This is a genomic window from Microbacterium sp. NPDC055903 (assembly GCF_053615555.1).
Genome location: NZ_JBSHCA010000001.1, coordinates 221,902 through 241,531, shown reverse-complemented (window position 1 = coordinate 241,531; position 19,630 = coordinate 221,902). Strand labels below are relative to the sequence as shown.

The 19,630-nt window shown below is 70.0% G+C and carries 17 protein-coding genes; 9 read left to right on the top strand and 8 right to left on the bottom strand.

The features are described 5' to 3' along the window. Window positions 1–23: 23 nt before the first annotated feature. Window positions 24–1,343, bottom strand: coding sequence for an MFS transporter (locus ACWGJP_RS01150; protein ID WP_452327912.1), 1,320 nt, complete (start codon window positions 1,341–1,343; stop codon window positions 24–26). 151 nt (window positions 1,344–1,494) lie between these two features. Between ACWGJP_RS01150 and ACWGJP_RS01145 the strand changes: the two genes are divergently transcribed. Beyond that, entirely contained in the window at window positions 1,495–2,634 is a 1,140-nt protein-coding gene (locus tag ACWGJP_RS01145; RefSeq protein ID WP_452327911.1) for a DUF998 domain-containing protein, read from the top strand. On the opposite strand, the gene ACWGJP_RS01140 is transcribed toward ACWGJP_RS01145, so the two are convergent. Both ACWGJP_RS01140 and ACWGJP_RS01135 read right to left on the bottom strand, forming a co-directional pair. Continuing rightward, window positions 2,604–3,629, bottom strand: a complete 1,026-nt coding sequence (locus tag ACWGJP_RS01140) for a Gfo/Idh/MocA family protein (protein ID WP_452327910.1) — start codon at window positions 3,627–3,629, stop codon at window positions 2,604–2,606. The two genes, ACWGJP_RS01145 and ACWGJP_RS01140, sit on opposite strands and share 31 nt — an antisense overlap. A 68-nt stretch (window positions 3,630–3,697) precedes the next feature. Next, window positions 3,698–4,552, bottom strand: coding sequence for a MurR/RpiR family transcriptional regulator (locus tag ACWGJP_RS01135; protein WP_452327909.1), 855 nt, complete (start codon window positions 4,550–4,552; stop codon window positions 3,698–3,700). A 64-nt stretch (window positions 4,553–4,616) separates the two neighbouring features. Here ACWGJP_RS01135 and ACWGJP_RS01130 point away from each other — a divergent pair, with 64 nt between their 5' ends. Genes ACWGJP_RS01130 through ACWGJP_RS01120 form a run of 3 tightly spaced genes read left to right on the top strand, consistent with a single transcriptional unit; the run spans window position 4,617 to window position 7,547 of the window. Beyond that, window positions 4,617–5,504, top strand: a complete 888-nt coding sequence (locus ACWGJP_RS01130) for an N-acetylglucosamine kinase (protein WP_452327908.1) — start codon at window positions 4,617–4,619, stop codon at window positions 5,502–5,504. After that, a complete protein-coding gene (murQ, locus tag ACWGJP_RS01125; protein ID WP_452327907.1) occupies window positions 5,494–6,435 on the top strand; it encodes an N-acetylmuramic acid 6-phosphate etherase in 942 nt (313 codons plus the stop codon). Before ACWGJP_RS01130 ends, murQ begins: the two co-directional genes overlap by 11 nt. A gap of 44 nt (window positions 6,436–6,479) precedes the next feature. Next, window positions 6,480–7,547, top strand: a complete 1,068-nt coding sequence (locus ACWGJP_RS01120; protein WP_452327906.1) for a winged helix DNA-binding domain-containing protein — start codon at window positions 6,480–6,482, stop codon at window positions 7,545–7,547. Window position 7,548: 1 nt separating this feature from the next. Here the strand turns inward: ACWGJP_RS01120 and ACWGJP_RS01115 are convergent, their stop codons facing one another. Both ACWGJP_RS01115 and ACWGJP_RS01110 read right to left on the bottom strand, forming a co-directional pair. Next, on the bottom strand, window positions 7,549–8,199 hold the full coding sequence (locus ACWGJP_RS01115) for an HAD-IA family hydrolase (RefSeq protein ID WP_452327905.1): 651 nt from the start codon (window positions 8,197–8,199) through the stop codon (window positions 7,549–7,551). A gap of 19 nt (window positions 8,200–8,218) precedes the next feature. Then, complete coding sequence (locus ACWGJP_RS01110; RefSeq protein WP_452327904.1) at window positions 8,219–9,661, bottom strand: helix-turn-helix domain-containing protein; 1,443 nt, start codon at window positions 9,659–9,661, stop codon at window positions 8,219–8,221. A 109-nt stretch (window positions 9,662–9,770) separates the two neighbouring features. Here ACWGJP_RS01110 and ACWGJP_RS01105 point away from each other — a divergent pair, with 109 nt between their 5' ends. The 3 genes from ACWGJP_RS01105 to ACWGJP_RS01095 all read left to right on the top strand — a co-directional run bounded on the left by ACWGJP_RS01105 (window position 9,771) and on the right by ACWGJP_RS01095 (window position 14,078). After that, the gene (locus tag ACWGJP_RS01105) at window positions 9,771–11,636 is read left to right on the top strand and encodes a phosphoenolpyruvate carboxykinase (GTP) (RefSeq protein WP_452327903.1); all 1,866 of its coding nucleotides are present in this window, start codon (window positions 9,771–9,773) and stop codon (window positions 11,634–11,636) included. A gap of 184 nt (window positions 11,637–11,820) precedes the next feature. After that, complete coding sequence (locus ACWGJP_RS01100) at window positions 11,821–12,642, top strand: alpha/beta fold hydrolase (protein ID WP_452327902.1); 822 nt, start codon at window positions 11,821–11,823, stop codon at window positions 12,640–12,642. Further along, window positions 12,639–14,078, top strand: coding sequence for a diguanylate cyclase domain-containing protein (locus ACWGJP_RS01095; RefSeq protein WP_452327901.1), 1,440 nt, complete (start codon window positions 12,639–12,641; stop codon window positions 14,076–14,078). Before ACWGJP_RS01100 ends, ACWGJP_RS01095 begins: the two co-directional genes overlap by 4 nt. On the opposite strand, the gene ACWGJP_RS01090 is transcribed toward ACWGJP_RS01095, so the two are convergent. Together ACWGJP_RS01090 and ACWGJP_RS01085 are read right to left on the bottom strand one after the other, a co-directional pair. Next, a complete protein-coding gene (locus tag ACWGJP_RS01090; RefSeq protein WP_452327900.1) occupies window positions 14,063–16,051 on the bottom strand; it encodes an ABC transporter ATP-binding protein in 1,989 nt (662 codons plus the stop codon). The genes ACWGJP_RS01095 and ACWGJP_RS01090 overlap by 16 nt on opposite strands. Before the next feature lie 26 nt (window positions 16,052–16,077). Beyond that, window positions 16,078–16,284, bottom strand: coding sequence for an AsnC family protein (locus ACWGJP_RS01085; protein ID WP_452327899.1), 207 nt, complete (start codon window positions 16,282–16,284; stop codon window positions 16,078–16,080). 86 nt (window positions 16,285–16,370) lie between these two features. Between ACWGJP_RS01085 and ACWGJP_RS01080 the strand changes: the two genes are divergently transcribed. After that, window positions 16,371–17,429: a S66 family peptidase gene (locus ACWGJP_RS01080; protein ID WP_452327898.1), complete on the top strand. Its 1,059-nt coding sequence runs from the start codon at window positions 16,371–16,373 to the stop codon at window positions 17,427–17,429. 238 nt (window positions 17,430–17,667) lie between these two features. Continuing rightward, entirely contained in the window at window positions 17,668–18,048 is a 381-nt protein-coding gene (locus ACWGJP_RS01075; protein ID WP_452327897.1) for an HAD family hydrolase, read from the top strand. 90 nt (window positions 18,049–18,138) lie between these two features. Here ACWGJP_RS01075 and ACWGJP_RS01070 read toward each other — a convergent pair whose 3' ends face one another. Beyond that, a complete protein-coding gene (locus ACWGJP_RS01070) occupies window positions 18,139–19,596 on the bottom strand; it encodes an MFS transporter (RefSeq protein WP_452327896.1) in 1,458 nt (485 codons plus the stop codon). Between the last annotated feature and the right edge of the window lie 34 nt (window positions 19,597–19,630).

Below are 19,630 nucleotides of genomic sequence, written 5' to 3'. Positions count from 1 at the left end.
GGCTGGGCTGGTCGTCTGGACGCTCAGGTGAGCAGGGGCACGCCCTTCGTCTCGCGGACGAGGGATACGCCGATCAGGGAGATCACCGAGGCGATCGCGATGTACACGCCGATCGTCCACGAAGCCTGGAAGGTCGTCATCAGTGCTTCGGCGATCATCGGCGCGAACGCGCCGCCGAGCACCGCCCCGAGGGCGTAGCCGATCGATACGCCCGAGTATCGTACGTTCGCAGGGAACATCTCGGCGTACAGCGCCGCCTGTGGACCGTACGAGAGGCCGAGCGCGAACGTCATGACGAAGAGGGCGATGAAGTACCAGAAGACGTTCGCGGAATCGATGAGGAACCACATCGGCACCGCCCAGACGGCCAGCGCGACATAGCCGATCTGGAAGGTCCTGATCCGTCCGAGGCGGTCGGAGAGGTGTCCGCCCCAGAGCGTGAAGATCAACCACCCGAAGGACGCCAGCGTGGTCGCCATGAGGACGGGAGGGCGCTCCATGCCGAGCACCGTGACCGCGTAGGTCGCGAAGAAGGCGATGAGCAGGTAGCCCGCGGCGTTGTTCGCGATGAAGATCACCGCGGTGAGGATCACCTGCTTGGTGTTCTTGCGGAACAGCTCGCCCAGGGGAGCCGAGGACTCGCGCTTGCGGCGCAGCAGATCCTCGAACACCGGGCTCTCATCGACGGCGCGACGGATGACGTAGCCCACGCCGATGAGCACGATCGACAGCAGGAAGGGCACGCGCCATCCCCACTCCAGGAACGCCTCCGGCGACATCGCGCTGGTCAGGACCCAGAGCGTGAAGGTGGCGAGGATCATGCCGACGGGGACGCCGATCTGCGGGAAGGCGCCGAACAGCCCCCGGCGGTGGTCGGGCGCATGCTCGACCGCCATGAGGGCGGCTCCGCCCCACTCGCCGCCGGCGGAGAAGCCCTGCAGGATACGGAGCAGGATCAGCAGGATGGGAGCGGCGACGCCGATCGCGGCGTAGGTGGGCAGCACGCCGATGAGCGCGGTGGACAGTCCCATCATGATGAGGGTGAAGACGAGCATCTTCTTGCGTCCGAGTCGGTCGCCGAGCCGCCCCGCGATGATCGCGCCGAGGGGGCGGAACAGGAAGGAGATGCCGATCGTCGCGAAGGACAGGACTTGCGCCAGCGGTCTGTTGCTCTCGGCGACCGGGGCGAGGAAGAGCGGGGCGAGGACGAGCCCCGCCGCCTGCGCGTAGATGAAGAAGTCGTACCACTCGATGGAGGTGCCGACCAGCGTGCCGGCGAGCACGCGGCGTTCTTCGGCGGGCATGCGCGGTGCGGATGCGCGACCGGGGGCAGTGGATGTCATGCGAACTCCGTTGTTCGGGGGAGGACGGCACCGATGCCGTCATTTTGTGACCGAATGATCGGTCAGTAATTATCGAGGATAGCGCACCGGCGCCGTGATCGGAATGCCGGGGATCGGCGGGGCTCATAGGATGAGCAGCGTGAGAGCTGGCATGAGATCGTTCGGTGCGTGGGTCGCCCAGGTGCTGCATCAGGTGCGAGGGCCTGTGCGATCGGAGGCCGTGTACGAGGCGACGGCGCTCATCGTCGGCACGGTGTTCTTCGTGCTCGGATTCCTCGTGGCCTTCCCGATGTTCTTCGGACACGAACTCGCGATCAGCGGCACGGGGTCGATCGGCATGTATGCCGCGTACGGCGGTGCAGTCACCGCTGTGCTCGCCTTCGTGCTCGGCAGGGTGGCCGCACGGCCCGCGGAGGTGGATACGGACGGACTCCGCGACGGCTTCAGCGTGCCCGGTGACAGGCTCCGGTGGTACGACCTCGCGGCGATCGCCTTCGCCCACGCCGCCATCGCCTATCTGGGGTGGTTGGGCATCGCCCAGCTGCTGGAGCGCAGCTTCGCCGACGCGCCGGTGTTCGCGTTCCCCGGTGCCATCCTCGTCAGCGTGGCCTTCGCGCTGACCGCCTATGTCACCTTCCTCAGCGCCGTCGCCCTGAGCCCGGTCGTGCTCTCCCTCGTCCTCGCGGTTTTCCTCGTCGTCGGGGCCTTCGCCGCCATGCTCGCCTCCAGCGATCCGCACTGGTGGCGCGACAACCTCTCCGCGCTGGGGATGAGCAGCAACCACGCCTCCTTCGCGTTCAACATCACGCTGATCATCGCCGGCGTCATGGTGACGACGATCTCGCGCTATGCGACCGCAGGGCTCCCCGTCACGGACCACGCGGCCAGGCGAGGCAGGACCGTCGTGCGCGGCGGACTCATCCTGATGGGGATCTTCCTCGCGCTGGTCGGCGTCTTCCCGGTCGACGACTTCTTCCTCGTGCACAACACGGTCGCCACGGGGATGGCGGTGGTCTTCGCTGTGGTCGTCGTCGGGCTGCCGTGGTTCCTGCCAGGCATCCCGCGGGTGTTCGTGGTTTTCGGCTGGGTGTACGTGCTCGTGATCCTGATGCTCGCGATCTTCTTCGCCGTCGGGTACTACAACCTCACGGCGGTCGAGCTGATCGCAGCCATCCTCATCTTCAGCTGGATCATCGTCTTCCTGCGCACCGCGGGGTCCGTCGACGACCCGGCCGCTCCCGCCGCCGCGCGCCCCGTCGCTCAGGGCAGGTCGTCGACCACCGTCAGCTGAGCGCGGATCCGCTCGACGACCTCCAGCTCTGCCGCCACGGCCGCCAAGGGCTGCAGCGGCGATTCCCGCCTCCCTTCGCCGATGTAGCCGGCCAAGGCGGTGGCCTGGTAGCTCAGGGCGTCATAGCGCTCATCGAACGCGGTGTCGCGCCATTCCTCGACCTCGCCGCCGCGGCGGATCACCAGGCCGGTCGGGGCGAAGAACGGCTCGACGACGTCGATCCGCCCGTGCGCGCCGATGATCCTGGCGCCTACCGGCGACTCCGACACCATCGAGCAGCTCACGACGGCCTCTGCGCCACCGGCGTGGCTCAGCAGCGCGACCGATCGCAGATCGATGCCGTCCGCCGTCGTCACGCCGGATGCCTGCACGCGCGTCGGCTGCCCCAGCACCGACGCGGCGAAGGCGATCGGGTACACGCCGAGATCGAGCAGCGCGCCGCCCGCCAGAGCCGGGTCCCACATCCGGTTCGAGGGGTCATAGGCGACGACGGATCCGAAATCGGCGCTCACCTGGTGGACCTCGCCGATGTGTCCGTCGGCGAGGAGGCGGCGGATGACATCGCTCTGCGGCAGGTAGAGCGTCCACATGGCCTCCATCGCGAGGACGCCGGCCGCGGACGCCGCCGCCATGATCTCCCTGGCCTCATGGCTGCTCGTGGCCAGCGGCTTCTCGACGAGCACGTGCTTGCCCTCGCTGATCGCGAGGAGCGCGAGGCGGTGGTGGCTGCTGTGCGGGGTCGCGATGTAGACGACATCGATGCCGGGGTCGGCCACGAGCTGCTCCGCCGACGCGGTCGTGCGGGCGATGCCGTGCTCGGCGGCGAACGCTGCCGTGCGCGCCGCGTCCCGTGCCGTGACGGCGACGATCCGCTGCGGAGTCCGCCGGTGCACCGCGCGGGCGAAGCGGTTCGCGATTCCTCCGGTGCCGATCACGCCCCAGCGGAGCACGGGGACGGCGTCGGCGGCGATGAGGCGGGGAGGAGGGAGGGGCATCGGGCTCCGATCGTCGAGCCGGCCGCACTGCGCGCACCGTCTCGATCACTGTAGGCGCCCCGCCGGGCTCAGCGCAGTCCGGCGGCCGCGTCGTGCGTGCGCTCGAGGGCCTCGATCGTCGCGCCGTAACGACGTTGCGCGATGCCGAGGAACAGGCAATCGACCACGGCCAGCTGGGCGATACGGCTCACCATCGCGCCGGCGCGGAACGCCGGCTCGCGCGCAGTGGTGAGCAGAACGTGGTCCACGGCTCCGGCGAGGGAGGAGGCCGCAGAGCCGGTGACTGCTGCGGTCGCGGCACCGGCGGCGCTCGCGGTCCTGGCGAACCGCAGCGTCTCGGTCGTCTCTCCCCGATGCGAGAAGCCGATCGCGAGGGACCCGGAGCCCGCGAGGGCGGCAGAGGCGACGGCCTCATGCGCGTCGGCGAACGTGATCGCGGTACGGCCGATCCGCAGCAGCTTGTGGCAGAGGTCCGTCGCCGCCATCCGGCTCGCCCCGATGCCGAACACCAGGATGCGCGCCGCGGAGTCCGCCGCGGAGACGACCGCCTCCAGCGCGGCGAGGTCGAGGCCCGCGACCGTCTCCTCGATCGCGAGCGTCTCGAGCGCGGCGATCGTGCCGGTGATCTCCGCCAGCGAGTCCCCGGCGCCGATCTCGGACCCGAAGCCGCCGTGCCGGGCGAACTGGGCCGATTCCCTGCCGATCTCACCCGCCAGGGACAGGCGCAGCTCGGCGTACCCGGCGACGCCGACGGCGCGGCAGAACCGCACCACGGAAGCGACCGACGTGTCGCAGCGGTGCGCGAGGTCCGTGATCGAGAGGCGGGTGACGAGCTGCGGATCGCTGCGGATCTCGGCCGCGATGCGTCGGAGCGCGGGAGACAGGGTGGGAGCAGCGGCGTCGATGCGGGTCTGGATGCTCATGGGTGCTCCGTCGAGAGGCTGTAAGTATGTTCCGACTGCTACATGAGAAATGTAGACTATTTACATGGTTTCGGCTGCGATCGATCTCGGGAAGTCCCGATGCCGGCTCCTCGTGCGCGACGGCGAAGAGCCGAAGCGCGTGTCGGGAGCCGGGGCGCCAGGGCTCGCCGCCCGGGGTGGAGTCGAGTCGGCGCTGGAGGCCGTCCTCCCGCTGCTCGACGAGGTCGGAGCCGCCGTCGACGTTCTCGGCGTCGGTGCGGCAGGGGCGTGGGGCGCACCGGATGCCGCCCAGCGCCTCGCGGAGGAGCTCTCCGCACGCACCGGAGCACGGGTCGCCGTCGCATCCGATGTCGTCACCGCCCACGCCGGTGCGTTCGCCGGGCTGCCCGGCGTGCTGCTCATCGCGGGGACGGGAGCGGCCGCCCTCGGAGTCAGCCGCTCCGGCGTGCGACTCGTGGACGGCTGGGGCCCTGAGCTCGGCGATCTCGGAGGCGGCTCCTGGCTCGGCAGGGAAGGCATGCGCGCGGTGCTGCGATATCGCGACGGCCTCGGCGCCGCGACGGCGCTCACGGAGGCCGCTCATCGCCGTACCGCGCCCGTCGACGTGCTCGCCTGGCTGCACGGACCGGAGCCCGTCGCCCGGCGACTGGCCTCCTTCGCACCCGATGTGCTCGACGCGGCATCCTCGGGGGACGAGGTCGCCGCCGCCATCGCTGCGGAGGCCGTCGAGCTGCTCACTGCCACCGCCACCGCCGCAGTCGATGACCAGGACGACATCGTCCTCCACGGCGGCCTCACCGAGCATCGATGGCTCCGCTCTCGGCTCGAGTCGGCGATCGGCGCCGTCGGCCGGGGAACCCGGCGCCCCGCCGGCGATGCGCTCGATGGAGCCCTCCTGCTCACCGAACGGACAGATCTGCCCCACGAAAGGTACGTGCACCGTGCTGGATGACCCCGCCCGCCTCTCCGCCCTCCTCTCCGAGCTCGCCGGCCTCACCACCGAGGAGCAGAGCGCCGAGCGCGGCGACCTGGATCTGCTCGGCACCGTCGACCTCGTCCGTGCGATGAACGCGCAGGACGGACTCGTCCCCGAGGCCGTCGCGGCCGAAGCCGATGCCATCGCCGCAGCCGTCGACGGGATCACGGAACGGTTCAGGCGAGGCGGCCGCCTCATCTACATCGGTGCCGGAACGGCCGGCCGGATCGGCGTGCTGGACGCCAGTGAGTGCCCGCCGACGTTCGGCACGGACCCGTCGATGGTCGTCGGGCTGATCGCGGGCGGCGAGACGGCCATCCGCTCCGCCGTGGAGAACGCCGAGGACGACGAGGACGCCGCGATCGCGGATCTGGACGGCATCCGGATCGGGGCAGACGACACGGTCGTGGGGATCTCCGCGTCCGGCCGCACGCCGTACGTGGTGAGCGGATTGCTGCATGCCGGTGAGCAGGGTGCCCTGACCATCGCGCTCGCGTCGAACACGGGATCGGCCATCGGAAAAGCGGCGGACCTGGCGATCGAGGTGGTCACCGGACCCGAGTTCGTCTCCGGCTCCACGCGTCTCAAGTCGGGGACGGCGCAGAAGCTCGTCGTGAACATGCTCACCACGCTGTCGATGATCAAGCTCGGCAAGACGTACAAGGGCGTCATGGTGGACCTCCTCGCCACCAATGAGAAGCTGCGCGTGCGGAGCATCCGCACGGTCTCGCAGCTCACCGGCGCGGATGTCGCAGAGGCGGCGGACGCACTGCAGGCGGCGGACGGCTCGGTCAAGCTCGCCCTGCTGATGGTGACGACCGGTGCGGATGCCGAGACTGCGCGCCGGGCCCTGGACGAGGCGGACGGACTCCTCAGGGAGGCGATCGGCGCGATCCAGGATCGCTGACCGCGCCGCTCCCCGATGTCAGGACCCGCGGGCATGATGGAGGCATGACGCCTGCTCTGCTGCGTGCGCGACGCCTGCGATCCCATCGGCTCTCGGCGCCGGCGGCGACCGTCATGCAGGCTGCCTCGCACATGCTCGCGGTGCAGAGCCAGGAGTTCTGGGGAGGCCGGTGGGCTCTGGCCTCACGCGCGAGGGGAGCGCCCTCGCTGCGTGCGGTGGACGCGCTGTTCGATCGCGGCCGACTGGTGCGGGCCTGGACCCAGCGCGGCACGCTGCACATCGTCCAGGCCAGGGATCTCGCCTGGCTGCTCGGAGTCACAGGGGAGCGGCAGCTGCGCGCCGCAGCGCCGCGCTACCGGGAACTGGGTCTCGACGCCGAGGTCCTGTCGCTGGTGGAGCGCCTTCTCGTGTCGGCGCTGCGTGGAGGCAACGCCCTCACCAGGAGCGAGCTGTTCGCCGTGCTCTCCGGTGCGGGGATCGAACCCGGCGGACAGCGCGGGCTGCACGCCGTCCAGCACCTCGCGCTGCGCGGGATCCTCTGCCAGGGGCCGGTCGTTCAGCGCGCCGACGGGATGAGCCGGGAGCAGCGCTTCGTCCTCGTCGACGAGCACATCGCCGAGCGCTGGACGCCGGACGACCCGCACGCCGAGCTGTTCGTGCGCTACCTCGACGGGCACGGGCCCGCCACCGCGGCGGACTACGCGTGGTGGTCCGGTCTCACCCTGGGGGCGGCGCGGGAGGCCGCGTCGCGGGCCGCGAGACGTGTCGTCGAGATCGACGAAGGCCGGTATGTCTCGGCGGCGTCGGCGCCGCGCCGAGCATCCGTGGCCGACGATCCGGTGCGTGCGCTCGCCTCCTTCGAGGAATACCTGATCTCCTACGCGGACCGCTCGGTGGCCGGCGATCCGGACCGCCTGGCGGCGACGGGGCCGGGGCGCAACGGCATGGTCCGCCCGATCCTCCTCGCGGAGGGGAGGATCGTCGGCACCTGGCGGGCGTCCACGGCACGGGGGCGCGAGAGCGAGGAGCCGAGCGTCGAGCTCTTCGAGGATGTGCCGTCCGAGGACATCGCCGCGGCGCTCGCGCGCTATGCGGCGTTCGTCGCCGGCTGACTCAGCCGAGGACGAGTTCGAAGCCCTCGTCGGCGGGGGAGATCCGCACGGCGGTCAGATCGTCGACGTGATGCGTGGGGGAGAATCCTGGCGCGTGGGCGCCGACGCCGATCACCGTCATCCCGGCGTCGAGTCCCGCGCTGATGCCGGCCGCCGAGTCCTCGAAGACGACGCAGTCCGCTGGTTCGACGCCGAGCAGTGCGGCGCCCTTCAGGAAGCCCTCCGGGTCGGGCTTGCTGCGCTGGACGTCCTCCGCAGTGATCGCCGCGGCCGGGACATCGAGCCCCGCGGCGCCCATCCTCGCCGTCATCAGGCGCACATCTGCGGAGGTCACGATCGCGTGGGGGAACGGCGCGAGGGCGGCGAGGAAGGCGGCGGCGCCAGGGATCTCGACGACGCCCTCGACATCCGCGCTCTCGCGCCGGAGCATCTCCTCGTTCTCGACGAGGTTGATCGCATGGTCGCGATCGGGCAGCAGCAGCGCCATGCTCTGGTGCCCTTGCCTGCCGTGCACCGTGCGCAGCACGCGCGAGGGGTCGAGCCCGTGCGGCTGGGACCACTGCAGCCAGAGCCGTTCGACGACAGCCGTCGAGTCGACGAGGGTGCCGTCCATGTCGAGCAGGGCGGCGCGGGCGCGCAGGGTGATCGTCACCCCTCCAGCGTAGGGCGGATCACTCCGCCGCGTGCCGCGCGAGGAAGTCGTACACCTCTGCGTCGTCCACGCCGGGGAACGCGCCGCGCGGCAGAGGGGAGAACATGTGCGTATGCACCCTGGCGCTGGGCCACGCCTTGCCCGCCCAGCGCTCTGACACCTCGCTCGCCGGACGACGGCAGCACGCTTCGTCGGGGCAGGTGGAGACGGCGCGGTCGGCGGTTTCGCGCCCTCGCCACCAGCGGGCGTCGTCGAAGGGCACCCCGACGGTGATGGAGAACTCCCCGTCCGAGGAGGATCCGGTCTGGGTGGAGCACCAGAAGGTCCCCGACGGGGTGTCGGTGTACTGATGCCGCTCTGTGGTGCGGTTCTGCTCGCCGAACGCGGCCCTGGCCTGAAAGTTGCGGCACACCCGCTGGCCCTCGACGCTCCCCGTGACGTCCATCGGAAGCGGGAGGTCGTCGTTCTCGTACACGCGGGTGATCGCACCGGTCTCGTCGACGCGGAGGAAGTGCAGGGGCATGCCGAGGTGCTCCGTGAGCAGGTTCGTCATGCGCATGCCTGCCGCCTCATGGGTCACCCCGAACGCGTCGCGGAAGTCCTCCACGGCGAGGTTGCGATCCTTCTTCGCCTGCTGGAGGAAGGCGACGCCCGCCGTTTCGGGCACCAGACAGCACGCCGCGAAGTAGTTGATCTCCAGGCGCTGCTGGAGGAAGTCGGCGTAATCGGTCGGAGGGGTGTGGCCCAGCAGCCGGTGCGCCATCGCCTGCAGCGCCATCGAGCGCAGGCCGTGTCCGCCGGGGATCGAGGCGGGCGGAAGATAGATCCTGCTGTTCTCGAGGTCCGTCACGGATCTCGTCGAGTGGGGCAGGTCGTTGACATAGATGAGCTCGAAGCCCAGCTTCTCGGCCATGATGCTCACCGTGCGATGAGTGAGGGCGCCAGCGACGTGGCCTGCTGCCTTGAGCTGCTTCTCGGCGAGCTTCTCGATCTCGCCGATGTAGTTGTGCTGAGCGCGCATGCGCAGCCGGAGCTCGGTGTTGGCGCGCCGCGCCTCCTCCGGTGTGGCGATGGCCTCGCGCTCGCGTCGCTGCAGCTCCCGATGCAGGCCGAGGACCGCTTCGATCGTCTCGTCCGCCATCCCTTTCGTCACCCGGACCGGGCCGATGCCGAGCTGGCGGAACACCGGGCTCGTCTGGGCGCGCTCCAGCTCGATCTCCAGCGCTGCGCGCCGGTTCGGCGGTTCGCCGGAGATGAGGTCGGCGACCTGCGTCCCCGTCGCCTGCGCGATGGCCTGCAGCAGCGACAGCTTCGGCTCCCGCTTGCCGTTCTCGATCAGGCTGAGCTGGGAGCCGGCCACCCCCACCTCGGCCCCCAGCTCGTCGAGCGTCAGACCCTTCTCCGTGCGGTGGTGGCGGATGCGGTGACCGAGAGTCGTCAAATGGATGCCGGAGCTGCTCATTCTTTGAGCATAGCGAAAGAATTGCAATTCTTGCGCCGGAATTGCACCGAAAGTCTTGCGTTGCCTGGGCAGAATGGCCATATCACCTCACTTCTTCAAAGGAGCAGTCATGGTCATGGCAGAGACCCTCACCCCGCGAGTCGCATCGGTGTCGCCGGTGCGAGCCCTGGGCGCGGCCCCGACCTACGACACCCCGGGGATGGCGGAGCTGCGCGACTGGGTGGCCCAGATCGCTCAGCTGACCCAGCCCGATGCGATTCACTGGGTGGATGGCTCCAGGGCCGAGAACGAGGCGCTGCTGCGCGGTCTCGTCGCGGAGGGCAAGCTCATCAAGCTGAACCCGGAGTGGCGGCCCGGCTCGTACCTCGCGCGCTCGCACCCCAGCGATGTGGCCCGCACCGAAGGGCGCACGTTCATCGCCTCGGAGCGCGAGAGCGACGCCGGCCCGACGAACAACTGGGCAGAACCCGGCGCGATGCGCACCAAGATGGACGTGCTCTTCTCCGGGTCCATGCGCGGACGCACGATGTACGTCGTGCCGTTCTCGATGGGTGCGGTCGGCGGGCCGCTGTCGCACATCGGCGTTCAGATCACCGACAGCGCCTACGCCGTGGCATCCATCGGGATCATGACGCGCGTCGGCGACGCGGTCACCCGTCAGATCGCAGAGGGCGCGCCATGGGTCAAGACCGTCCACTCCGTCGGAGCGCCGCTCGCCGAGGGCGAGCAGGATGCCGAGTGGCCGTGCAACGACGACAAGTACATCGTCCATTTCCCCGACTCGCTCGAGGTCTACTCCTTCGGGTCCGGCTACGGCGGGAACGCGATCCTCGCGAAGAAGTGCTTCGCACTGCGGATCGCCTCCGTCATCGCCCGCGACGAAGGCTGGCTCGCCGAGCACATGCTCCTCATCAAGGTCGTCGACCCGGAGGGCAGGGCGTACCACGTCGCTGCGGCCTTCCCCTCGGCGTGCGGGAAGACGAACCTCGCCATGCTGCGGCCCACGATCCCCGGATGGCGCGTCGAGACGCTCGGCGACGACATCGCCTGGATCCGTCCCGGTGAGGACGGGCGCCTGTGGGCGATCAACCCCGAGGCGGGCTTCTTCGGCGTCGCGCCCGGCACGGGCGAGGCGACCAATGTCACCGCGGTCGAGACGATGTGGGGCAACACGATCTTCACGAACGTCGCGCTGCGTCCGGACGGCGACGTCTGGTGGGAGGGCCTCACGGACACCCCGCCCGCGAACCTCATCGACTGGGAGGGCAACCCGTGGACGCCGGACTCCGGTCGCCCGGCTGCGCACCCGAACTCGCGTTTCACCGTCGCCGCATCGCAGTGCCCGCAGATCTCGGACGACTGGGAGGAGGCCGTCCCGCTCGACGTGATCCTGTTCGGCGGACGTCGAGCCAGCAACGTGCCGCTCGTCGTCGAGGCCACGGACTGGGCGCACGGCGTCTTCCTCGGCTCGACCATCTCCTCGGAGCGCACCGCCGCTGCGGAGGGCACGGTGGGGGAGCTGCGTCGCGATCCCTTCGCCATGCTCCCGTTCTGCGGATACAACATGGGTGACTACTTCGCCCACTGGCTGGACGTGGGGCGCAAACTGCGGTTCGACCGCGCACCGCGGATCTTCCAGGTGAACTGGTTCCGCCGCGGCGACGACGGGCGCTTCCTGTGGCCGGGCTTCGGGGACAACTCCCGTGTCATCGACTGGGTCATCCGCCGCATCAGCGGCGAGGTGGCCGCGGTCGACAGCCCCATCGGGCGCCTCCCGATGGTCGAGGACCTCAACCTCGACGGGCTGGGCGTCACCGATGCGGATCTGGACGAGCTCTTCCGTGTCGATCCGGCGGCCTGGCAGGTCGAGGCCGACGGCATCGAGAGCTTCTTCGACACCTTCGGCGACAAGCTCCCCGCTGCCCTGCGCGCCGAGCTCGCCTCGCTCCGGTACCGGCTCGCGAAGGCGGACTGAGCCCTCCCGCACCGTCGCTCCGCATGGAGGGCGTTGCGGGCCACCGACCCGCGACGGCGGGATGACGGGGACGAACCCATGGCTGAGTGGTCCCCGGCATCCCGCCGTCGCGTCATCGTGCGTGGACGGATGCGCCGCCTCGCGTATTCTCAGGGGTGGGCAACGGCATCGAGGAGGGGCCCTGATGACGACCATCGCGCATCATCTGTCGGCGGAGGAGATCCTGCGGCGCAACGCCGTGACGCTCCTCGGGGATCCGGAGGCGCCGGCCATCGTCTTCGCGCACGGCTACGGCACGGAGCAGTCGACGTGGCGTCCGATCGCGGAGCGCTTCGCACAGGAGCACCGCGTCGTGCTGTTCGACTACGTCGGATCGGGGAAGTCCGATCTCGCCGCCTACGATGAGCAGCGCTACGACTCCCTGGAGGGATACGCGGACGATCTCATCGAGGTCATGGATGCCGCAGGCGTCCGGGATGCCCTCATCGTCGCCCACTCGGTGAGCGGGATGATCAGCGCACTCGCATCCATCCGTCGCCCCGACCTCATCCGTCGCATCCTCATGCTCTGCCCCTCCGCCCGCTACGTGGATGACGAGGGATACATCGGCGGCTTCAGCAGGGAGGACGTGCTCGGGCTGATCGGGAGCATCGAGGCGAACCAGCCCAGCTGGGCGGCTTCGCTCGCGCCGGCGGTCACCGCTCGTGACGACCTCCCTGAGGTCGTCGGACGCGTGCGCGACCTGTTCGCGGCGACACCGCAGCGGGTGGCCACGCACTTCGCCCGCGTCGTCTTCCTCAGCGATGTGCGCCACCGGTTGGCCGAGATCCGCACGCCGGTGCGGATCCTGCAGTCCTCGGGCGACATCATCTGCCCATCGCACATCGGCGCCTATCTGCGCGACAGGATCGCAGGCAGCGAGCTTGTGGAGCTCGAGGCCTCCGGACACTTCGTGCATCTCACTGAGCCCGAGCTGGTCGTCGACCAGATCAGGGCGGTGCTGTGACGGCGAAGGGGCCGCTCTCTGCCGACGACGTTCTCGACGGCACGCCGGCGGCGCTGTTCGTCACGGACCTCACCGGTGTGGTCCTCGCGCACAGCGCGGCGCTTGGAGAGTGGTTCAGCGCCCCCGAGGGTGCGTCTCTCGTCGGGCGGAACCTCGTCGACTGGCTTCCGGCATCCTCCCGGCTGCTCTACGAGACGCAGGTGATGCCGCGGCTGCTGGAGGCGGGGGAGCTCAGGGAGGTGCTGTTCGAGGTCCTGGACGGCGACGGCATCCGTCGTCATGTGATGCTCCAGGCCCGAGTGCGCACCGAGACGGACGGCACGCGCACCGTGCACATCGCCGGCCTCGATGCCGGCGCGCGGAGCGCCTTCGAACGCGAGCTCGTCGAAGCGCGGCGAGCGGCGGACCTCGCGCACCGACGACTCGTGCTCCTGCAGGAGGCCACGAGCGCCCTGGCCGTGGCCAGAGGGCTGGACGACCTCGGGGAGACGCTCGTCGACGCGGCGGGCAGGGCCATGGCGTCGGCATGGACGCTCGTGCGCATCGTCGACCCTGCGGATCCCTCCGGCGTCGGCGTGCGCAGCTGGGGCTCCGTGCCGCCGGGCGTGCAGCCGCCTGCGCGCCTGCATGCCGATGCCGAGCAGTTCGTCGCCCGCGACCTCGAGGCCATCGCCGGGCTTGCAGAGGCGGAGCAGTTGCGGCGCGCGACGGTCGAGGCGTTCATGGTGACGCCCATCGTGCGGACGGTCGGCGCGGGCGCCGGATCCGTGATCGGAGAGGTGCGCAACTGGTTCCGTCGTCCGCGCACTCTGGACGCGGACGAGCTCGAGACGCTGCTCTCCCTCGCGGCGCAGGCCGAGCGGGTGGCGGATCATCTGAGCCTCCAGGAGCGGCTGCGGCACAGGGCGTTGCACGACGGCCTCACCGGCCTTCCGAACCGGCAGCTCTTCGAGGAGCGGCTGGACCAGCTGCTGGAGACGCACGCGGAGGACGACGAGGTCTGCGCTGTGCTGTTCATCGATCTCGACGGCTTCAAGGACATCAACGATCGGCTCGGGCACTCCGTCGGCGACGGGGTGCTCCGTGAGGTAGCGCTGCGTCTGACGGCGGTCGCGCGGTTGAGCGACACGGTGGCGCGGCTGGGCGGTGACGAGTTCCTCGTCGCCGTCGGCGGGATGCCGGAAGAGGCCGTCGCCGCCCTCGCGGAACGGTTGCGCGCGGCGGTCGCCGAGCCGCTCACGGGGGATGCGGAAGGGGCGCCGCTCTCGGCGAGCGTCGGGGCGCTGTCCTGGCGAGGAGGCGGCTCCGAGGATCCGCCCTCCGCCGCGGAACTGATGGCTGCAGCCGATGAGGCGATGTACGAGGCCAAGCGGGCGGGCAAAGACGGTGTCCGTGTGCGCGCCTGGGGCAGGGGAGGACCTCAGGCCAGCAGCTGATGCCTGGCCAGCTCACGGTACAGCGGCGTCGTCTCGATGAGCTCGGCGTGCGTTCCCTGACCGACCACCTCTCCGTCCTGGAGCACGACGATGAGATCGCTGTCGACCACGGTGGACAGTCGATGGGCGATCACGACGAGCGTGCGGCCCTCCGCCACCGCGTCGATCGCCTCGCGCATCCGCTGCTCGTTGACGCCGTCGAGCGAGGATGTGGACTCATCGAGCAGCAGGATGGGCGCGCGGGTGAGCAGGGCCCTCGCGATCGCGAGGCGCTGACGCTCGCCGCCGGAGAGCATCACGCCGTCCTCACCGACCGGGCTGTCCACCCCGGCGGGGCTGCGGTCGAGGACATCGCCGAGGTTGACCGCGCGCAGCACCTGCACGCACTCCGCGTCAGTGGCGTCCGGTGAGGCGAGTCGCAGATTGTCTGCGAGGGTGCCTGCCAGCGTGGGGGCGTCCTGCTCGACGTAACCGAACCGTGCCCTCAACTCGGCGCGGGGATACGTGCGGATGTCGTCGCCGTCCACGCGGATAGAGCCGGCTGTCGGGTCGTAGAAGCGCTCGACGAGGGCGAGGATCGTGCTCTTGCCCGCCCCGCTCGGGCCGACGATCGCCACGCGTGCTCCGCGCGGGACGGCGAAGGTCACCCCGCGCAGGACGTCTCCGCGCTCGTTCCGCGCGACGGGTGCGTCTCCGCTCTCCAGGTGCGCGTCGACGAGCACCCCGCGCGCCTCGGTCGCGGCGGCCTCTCGGGCTGCGACGACCGAGTCCGGGTATCGGAACCGGACGTCGTGGAAGGACAGCGCCGGAGCGTCGGTGCGCGTCGACGGGCTCAGCGAGCTGGTGTCATCCGCTCCCTGAGCCTCGTTCTTCTCCGCTCCCTGAGCCTCGTTCTTCTCCGCTCCCTGAGCCTCGTTCTTCTCCGCACCCTGAGCCTGTCGAAGGGCGCGTGCCGTCTCGGCATCCGCCGCGGTCTCCTCCGGCAGATCCAGCACCTCCTGGATGCGCCCGAGCGCGCCGAGCGCCTGGTTGACGGAGGTGATGGCGCCGAACGTCGAGGCCAGCGGCATGACGAGCATGAAGAGGAACATGACGAAGGTGATGAGGGCGGCGATCGAGATCGCGCCGGATGCCACCCTGAATCCGCCGACGCCGAGCACCACCAGCAGCGAGAGCTGCAGAGCGATCCCCGCGATCGGTACGACGAGTGCGGAGACCTTGGCGATCCGCACCCCGAGCCCGTACGCGTCCGTGGCCAGCGCCGACACCGTGCTGACCTCGCGCTCGGTGGCCCCTGAGGCGCGGACCGTGCGGATCGACCCCACGGCGCGCTCGACGCCGGAGGCCAGTTCGCCGACCTTCACCTGCTGCGCGGTCGAGGCTTCGCGGATGCGCCCGCTGAGCAGCACGACGACCACGACGGACGCGCCGATGACGACGACGATGAGCAGCAGCAGGACAGGGTCGATGACGAGCATCGCGATGAGCGCGCCGACGAAGAGGATGGCGTTGCCGACGGCATCGGCGAGGCCCTGGGTGAGCACGGCGTACAGCAGCGTCGTATCTGTGCCGACCCTGGAGACGAGGTCGCCCGTGCGGCGCGCGTCGAACTCGCTGATCGGCAGGTGCAGGATGCGAGCGATCAGCTGGCGCCTGCTGGAGTGCACGACGGCGGTGCCGGTGCGCTGGAGCAGGTAGTGCTGATAGCCGGAGATGATCGACGACACGATCACGAACCCGACGAGCAGCCAGACGAGGACGCCCAGCGTGCCTCCGCGCTGCACCTCGGTGATGACCTGCCCCACCAGGAGCGGCTGCACGAGCGAGGTCGCGGCGCCGAACACGCTGAGGACGGCGACGACGATCAGCGTGCGCTTGTGCTCGAAGAGGAAAGGGAGGAGCTGGCGGAACGTGGCGCGCGGGCCGGGCTGCGCGCCGCGTCCGCGTCGGCGTTGGATCGCCGTGCGGGACATGCGGGACCTCATTCTGCGGATCGGGGCTACCTACGACCGTACTTCCTGTGGGCGGCCTGCTTCGTCACTCCGAGCGCGCCTGCGATCGCCTGCCAGGAGTATCCGGCGTTGCGCGCGCGACGCACCTGCGCCTCCTCGGCGCGGGCGATCTCGCGGCGGATGCCGGCGAGACGGTGCAGTTCGGCGATGGGCTCGCCCTCGGGGTCTGTGGCGACAGCGGTGCGGATGCTCATGAGTACCTCCTGACGTCAATCTAGGTTGACGAGCGACAAATCGTCAAGCATTGTTGACGGTTGTTCGCCGCTGGCAGACTGGACGGATGATCCAGCCGCCCTCGCTCGTGCCAGGAGACCGCATCGCGATCCTCTCACCGAGCTTCGCCGCCCCCGCGGTCGCCCCTGCGCTGCATGAGCAGGCGTTGCGACGCCTCTCGGAGGCCACCGGTCTCGTGCCGGTGGAGTACCCGACGACCCGCCTGCTCGACGCCGCGCCGGAGGCGAGGGCGGCGGACGTCAATGCCGCGTTCGCTGATCCGGCCATCCGAGGGATCCTGGCGACGATCGGCGGTGACGATCAGCTGCTCGTCACCCCGCATCTGGATGCCGCGGCGGCGCTCGCCGATCCCAAGCCGTTCCTCGGCTACAGCGACAACACGAACATCCTGAACTGGCTGTGGGGCCTCGGCATCTCCGGATACTACGGCGGCTCCACCGCGGTGCACCTCGGGCCGGGGCCGTCCATCGATGCCGTCCACCTCGTCTCCCTGCGCGCCGCCCTCCTGGGCGGCGGCGTGCTCGAGCTGACCGAGCCAGGTGAATCCGAGGACGTCGGCCGGCGCTGGGAGGACCCCCGTTCGCTCTCCGAGTACGGTGAGCGGACGTCGACGACGTCGTGGTCGTGGTCAGGGCCGGCGAAGCGGGTCGAGGGGCGGAGCTGGGGCGGATGCCTCGAGGTGCTCGACGGCCTCGCCTGGGTGGATCGTCTTCCGCCCGCCTCGTCGCTGGAAGGTGCGATTCTGCTGCTGGAGACCAGCGAGGAGCGCCCGTCGGCGGGGTGGGTGGCGCGGTGGCTCCGCGGGCTCGGGGAGCGCGGCATCCTGGGCGCGGTGGCCGGCGTCCTCGTCGCGCGGCCACCGGTGAGCGACTTCGTCTTCCGCCCTGACGCGGATGAGGCGCAGCAGCTGCGGGACGCGCAGCGCGATGCTGTCGTCGACGTCGTCGCCCGCTACAACACGGATGCGGTCGTATGCGTCGGAGCGCCGTTCGGACACACCCGCCCGCAGTGGATCGTGCCCTACGGCGGACGGATCGTCCTCGACGGCGCGACCCGCACGGTCAGCGCCGGGTACGGCCCGAGCCGCCTAGGGTGGACGCCATGACGGCGAAATGGGTCCTGTTCGACATCGGCGGCGTCCTGGAGCTCGTCGACGACGACACCTGGCAGGATGCGTGGTGGGACCGCTGGAGCACCGTCGCCGGATTCTCTCGTGCCGAGGCGGCGGCGCGGATCGCCGCGGCGGCGCTCCCCGCCATCGACGTGACCACGGGCGCCCAGGAGCAGTTCTGGCACGGGCTGGGGGCCGCGCGCTGCGGCTCGACGGGGCCGCGCTCGGGGCGATGCGCGGCGACTTCTGGGATGCGTACTGCGGCGAGGCCAACACCGAGCTCATCGCCTACGCGCGCTCCCTCGAAGGCAGGGCACGCACGGCGATCCTGTCGAACTCTGCCGACGGAGCGCGCGAGGAGGAAGAGCGGCGTTTCGGCTTCTCCTCGGTCTTCGATCCGATCTGCTACAGCCACGAGCAGGGGGTGAACAAACCGGAAGCGCGGGCGTACCTCACGGCCCTCGCTCGGATGGGCGCCGAGCCGTCTGCGGTCTTCTTCATCGATGACCACCAGAGCTCTATCGACGGTGCGGCAGCCGTCGGCATCCGCGGGGTCCTGCACCGCGACAACGCGGCGACGATCGCCGCGGTCGAGGAGTTCCTGGCGGAGTGAGCCAGGCCGCCGGGCTGGGCGGCCGAAGGCTCGCCGGGCGGGAACGGCGAAGGCCCCTCCCGATGTGGAAGGGGCCTTCGGGCGAGGCGGCTACGGCTGCTGGGCGGCGACGCCCAGATCGGCTTCGTAGTCGTGATCCTTCGTCTCCGGCGTGAAGATCAGCGCGATGAAGGTCAGCACGCCCATCGCCGAGAGGTACAGGCCCACCAGCCATGGTGCGCCTCCGCCCGCCTGCCACAGGGCCAGCGCGATGAGCGGCGCGATGGCCGCACCGAGGATCGACGAGACGTTGTAGGCGATGGCGGAGCCCGAGTAGCGCACGTTCGTCGGGAAGAGCTCTGGCAGGAGCGCCCCCATCGGGCCGAAGGTGGTGCCCATCAGCACGAACCCGAAGATGAGGAACGCCTGCGCGAGCGCGCCGGTGAACTTCGGATCGGCCTGCGGGAGCAGGAACACATTGAACAGGAGGCCGAAGACGATGATCGCTCCGGTCGTCCAGAGCAGAAGCTTCCGGCGCCCGATCGCATCGGCGATGGGGCCGGAGAGCAGCGTGAAGATGCCGAAGAAGATCACGCCGATGATCTGCATGAGCACGAAGTCGGTGTAGCCGAAGCCGAGGCCCGGATAGAACTGTGCGGCGAACGCGGCGGCGTCGAAGGCGGTGCCGTTCGCCTCAGCGGTCGCCTGTGCGGCAGCGGATGCCGTCTCGAGGTCGGCGGCCTTGGTGCCGTAGGTGAGGGTGAAGTTGGTCATCAGGTAGAACAGCACGTACGTCGCCAGCATGATGAACGTGCCGAGGATGAGCTGCTTCCAGTGATGACGGAACACCGTCGCGAGCGGCAGCTTGCGGATGGTGCCCTTCTGCTCCGCCTTCTTGAAGGTGTCGGACTCGACGAGCTTGAGACGCACCCACAGCCCGACGATGACCATCACGGCCGAGAAAAGGAACGGCACGCGCCAGCCCCACGCGAGGAAGGCCTCGGACTTCAGCGCGGGATTGTCCGCGTGCGGCAGCGCCCAGTTGATGGCGAGGAAGAGGATGTTCGCGATGATGAAGCCGATGGGGGCGCCCAGCTGCGGGAACGATCCGTACCAGGCGCGCTTGCCCGCGGGCGCGTTCTCGGTCGCGACCAGAGCAGCCCCCGACCACTCGCCGCCGAGGGCGAAGCCCTGGGCGAGGCGCAGGAACAGCAGCAGCAGCGCCGCCCACCAGCCGATGACCTGGTACGTCGGCAGCAGGCCGATGAGGAACGTCGCGATGCCCATCGTGAGCAGTGAGGCGACGAGGGTCGCTTTGCGGCCGAACTTGTCGCCGAAGTGGCCGAAGACGACCGCGCCGATCGGGCGGGCGACCATCGCGGCGCCGAACACGGCGAACGATGACAGCAGCGAGGTCGTGTCGTCGCCGGTCGGGAAGAACAGGACCGGGAAGACGAGGACGGCAGCGGTCGCGTACGCGTAGAAGTCGTAGAACTCGATGGTCGTGCCGACCAGGCTCGCCGTGATGACGCGCGAGCGAGGGTTGGCGGGTTTCGTGGCGGTGCTCATGATCTCCTTGCCTTCATGCGCTCCCTCGGCGAGA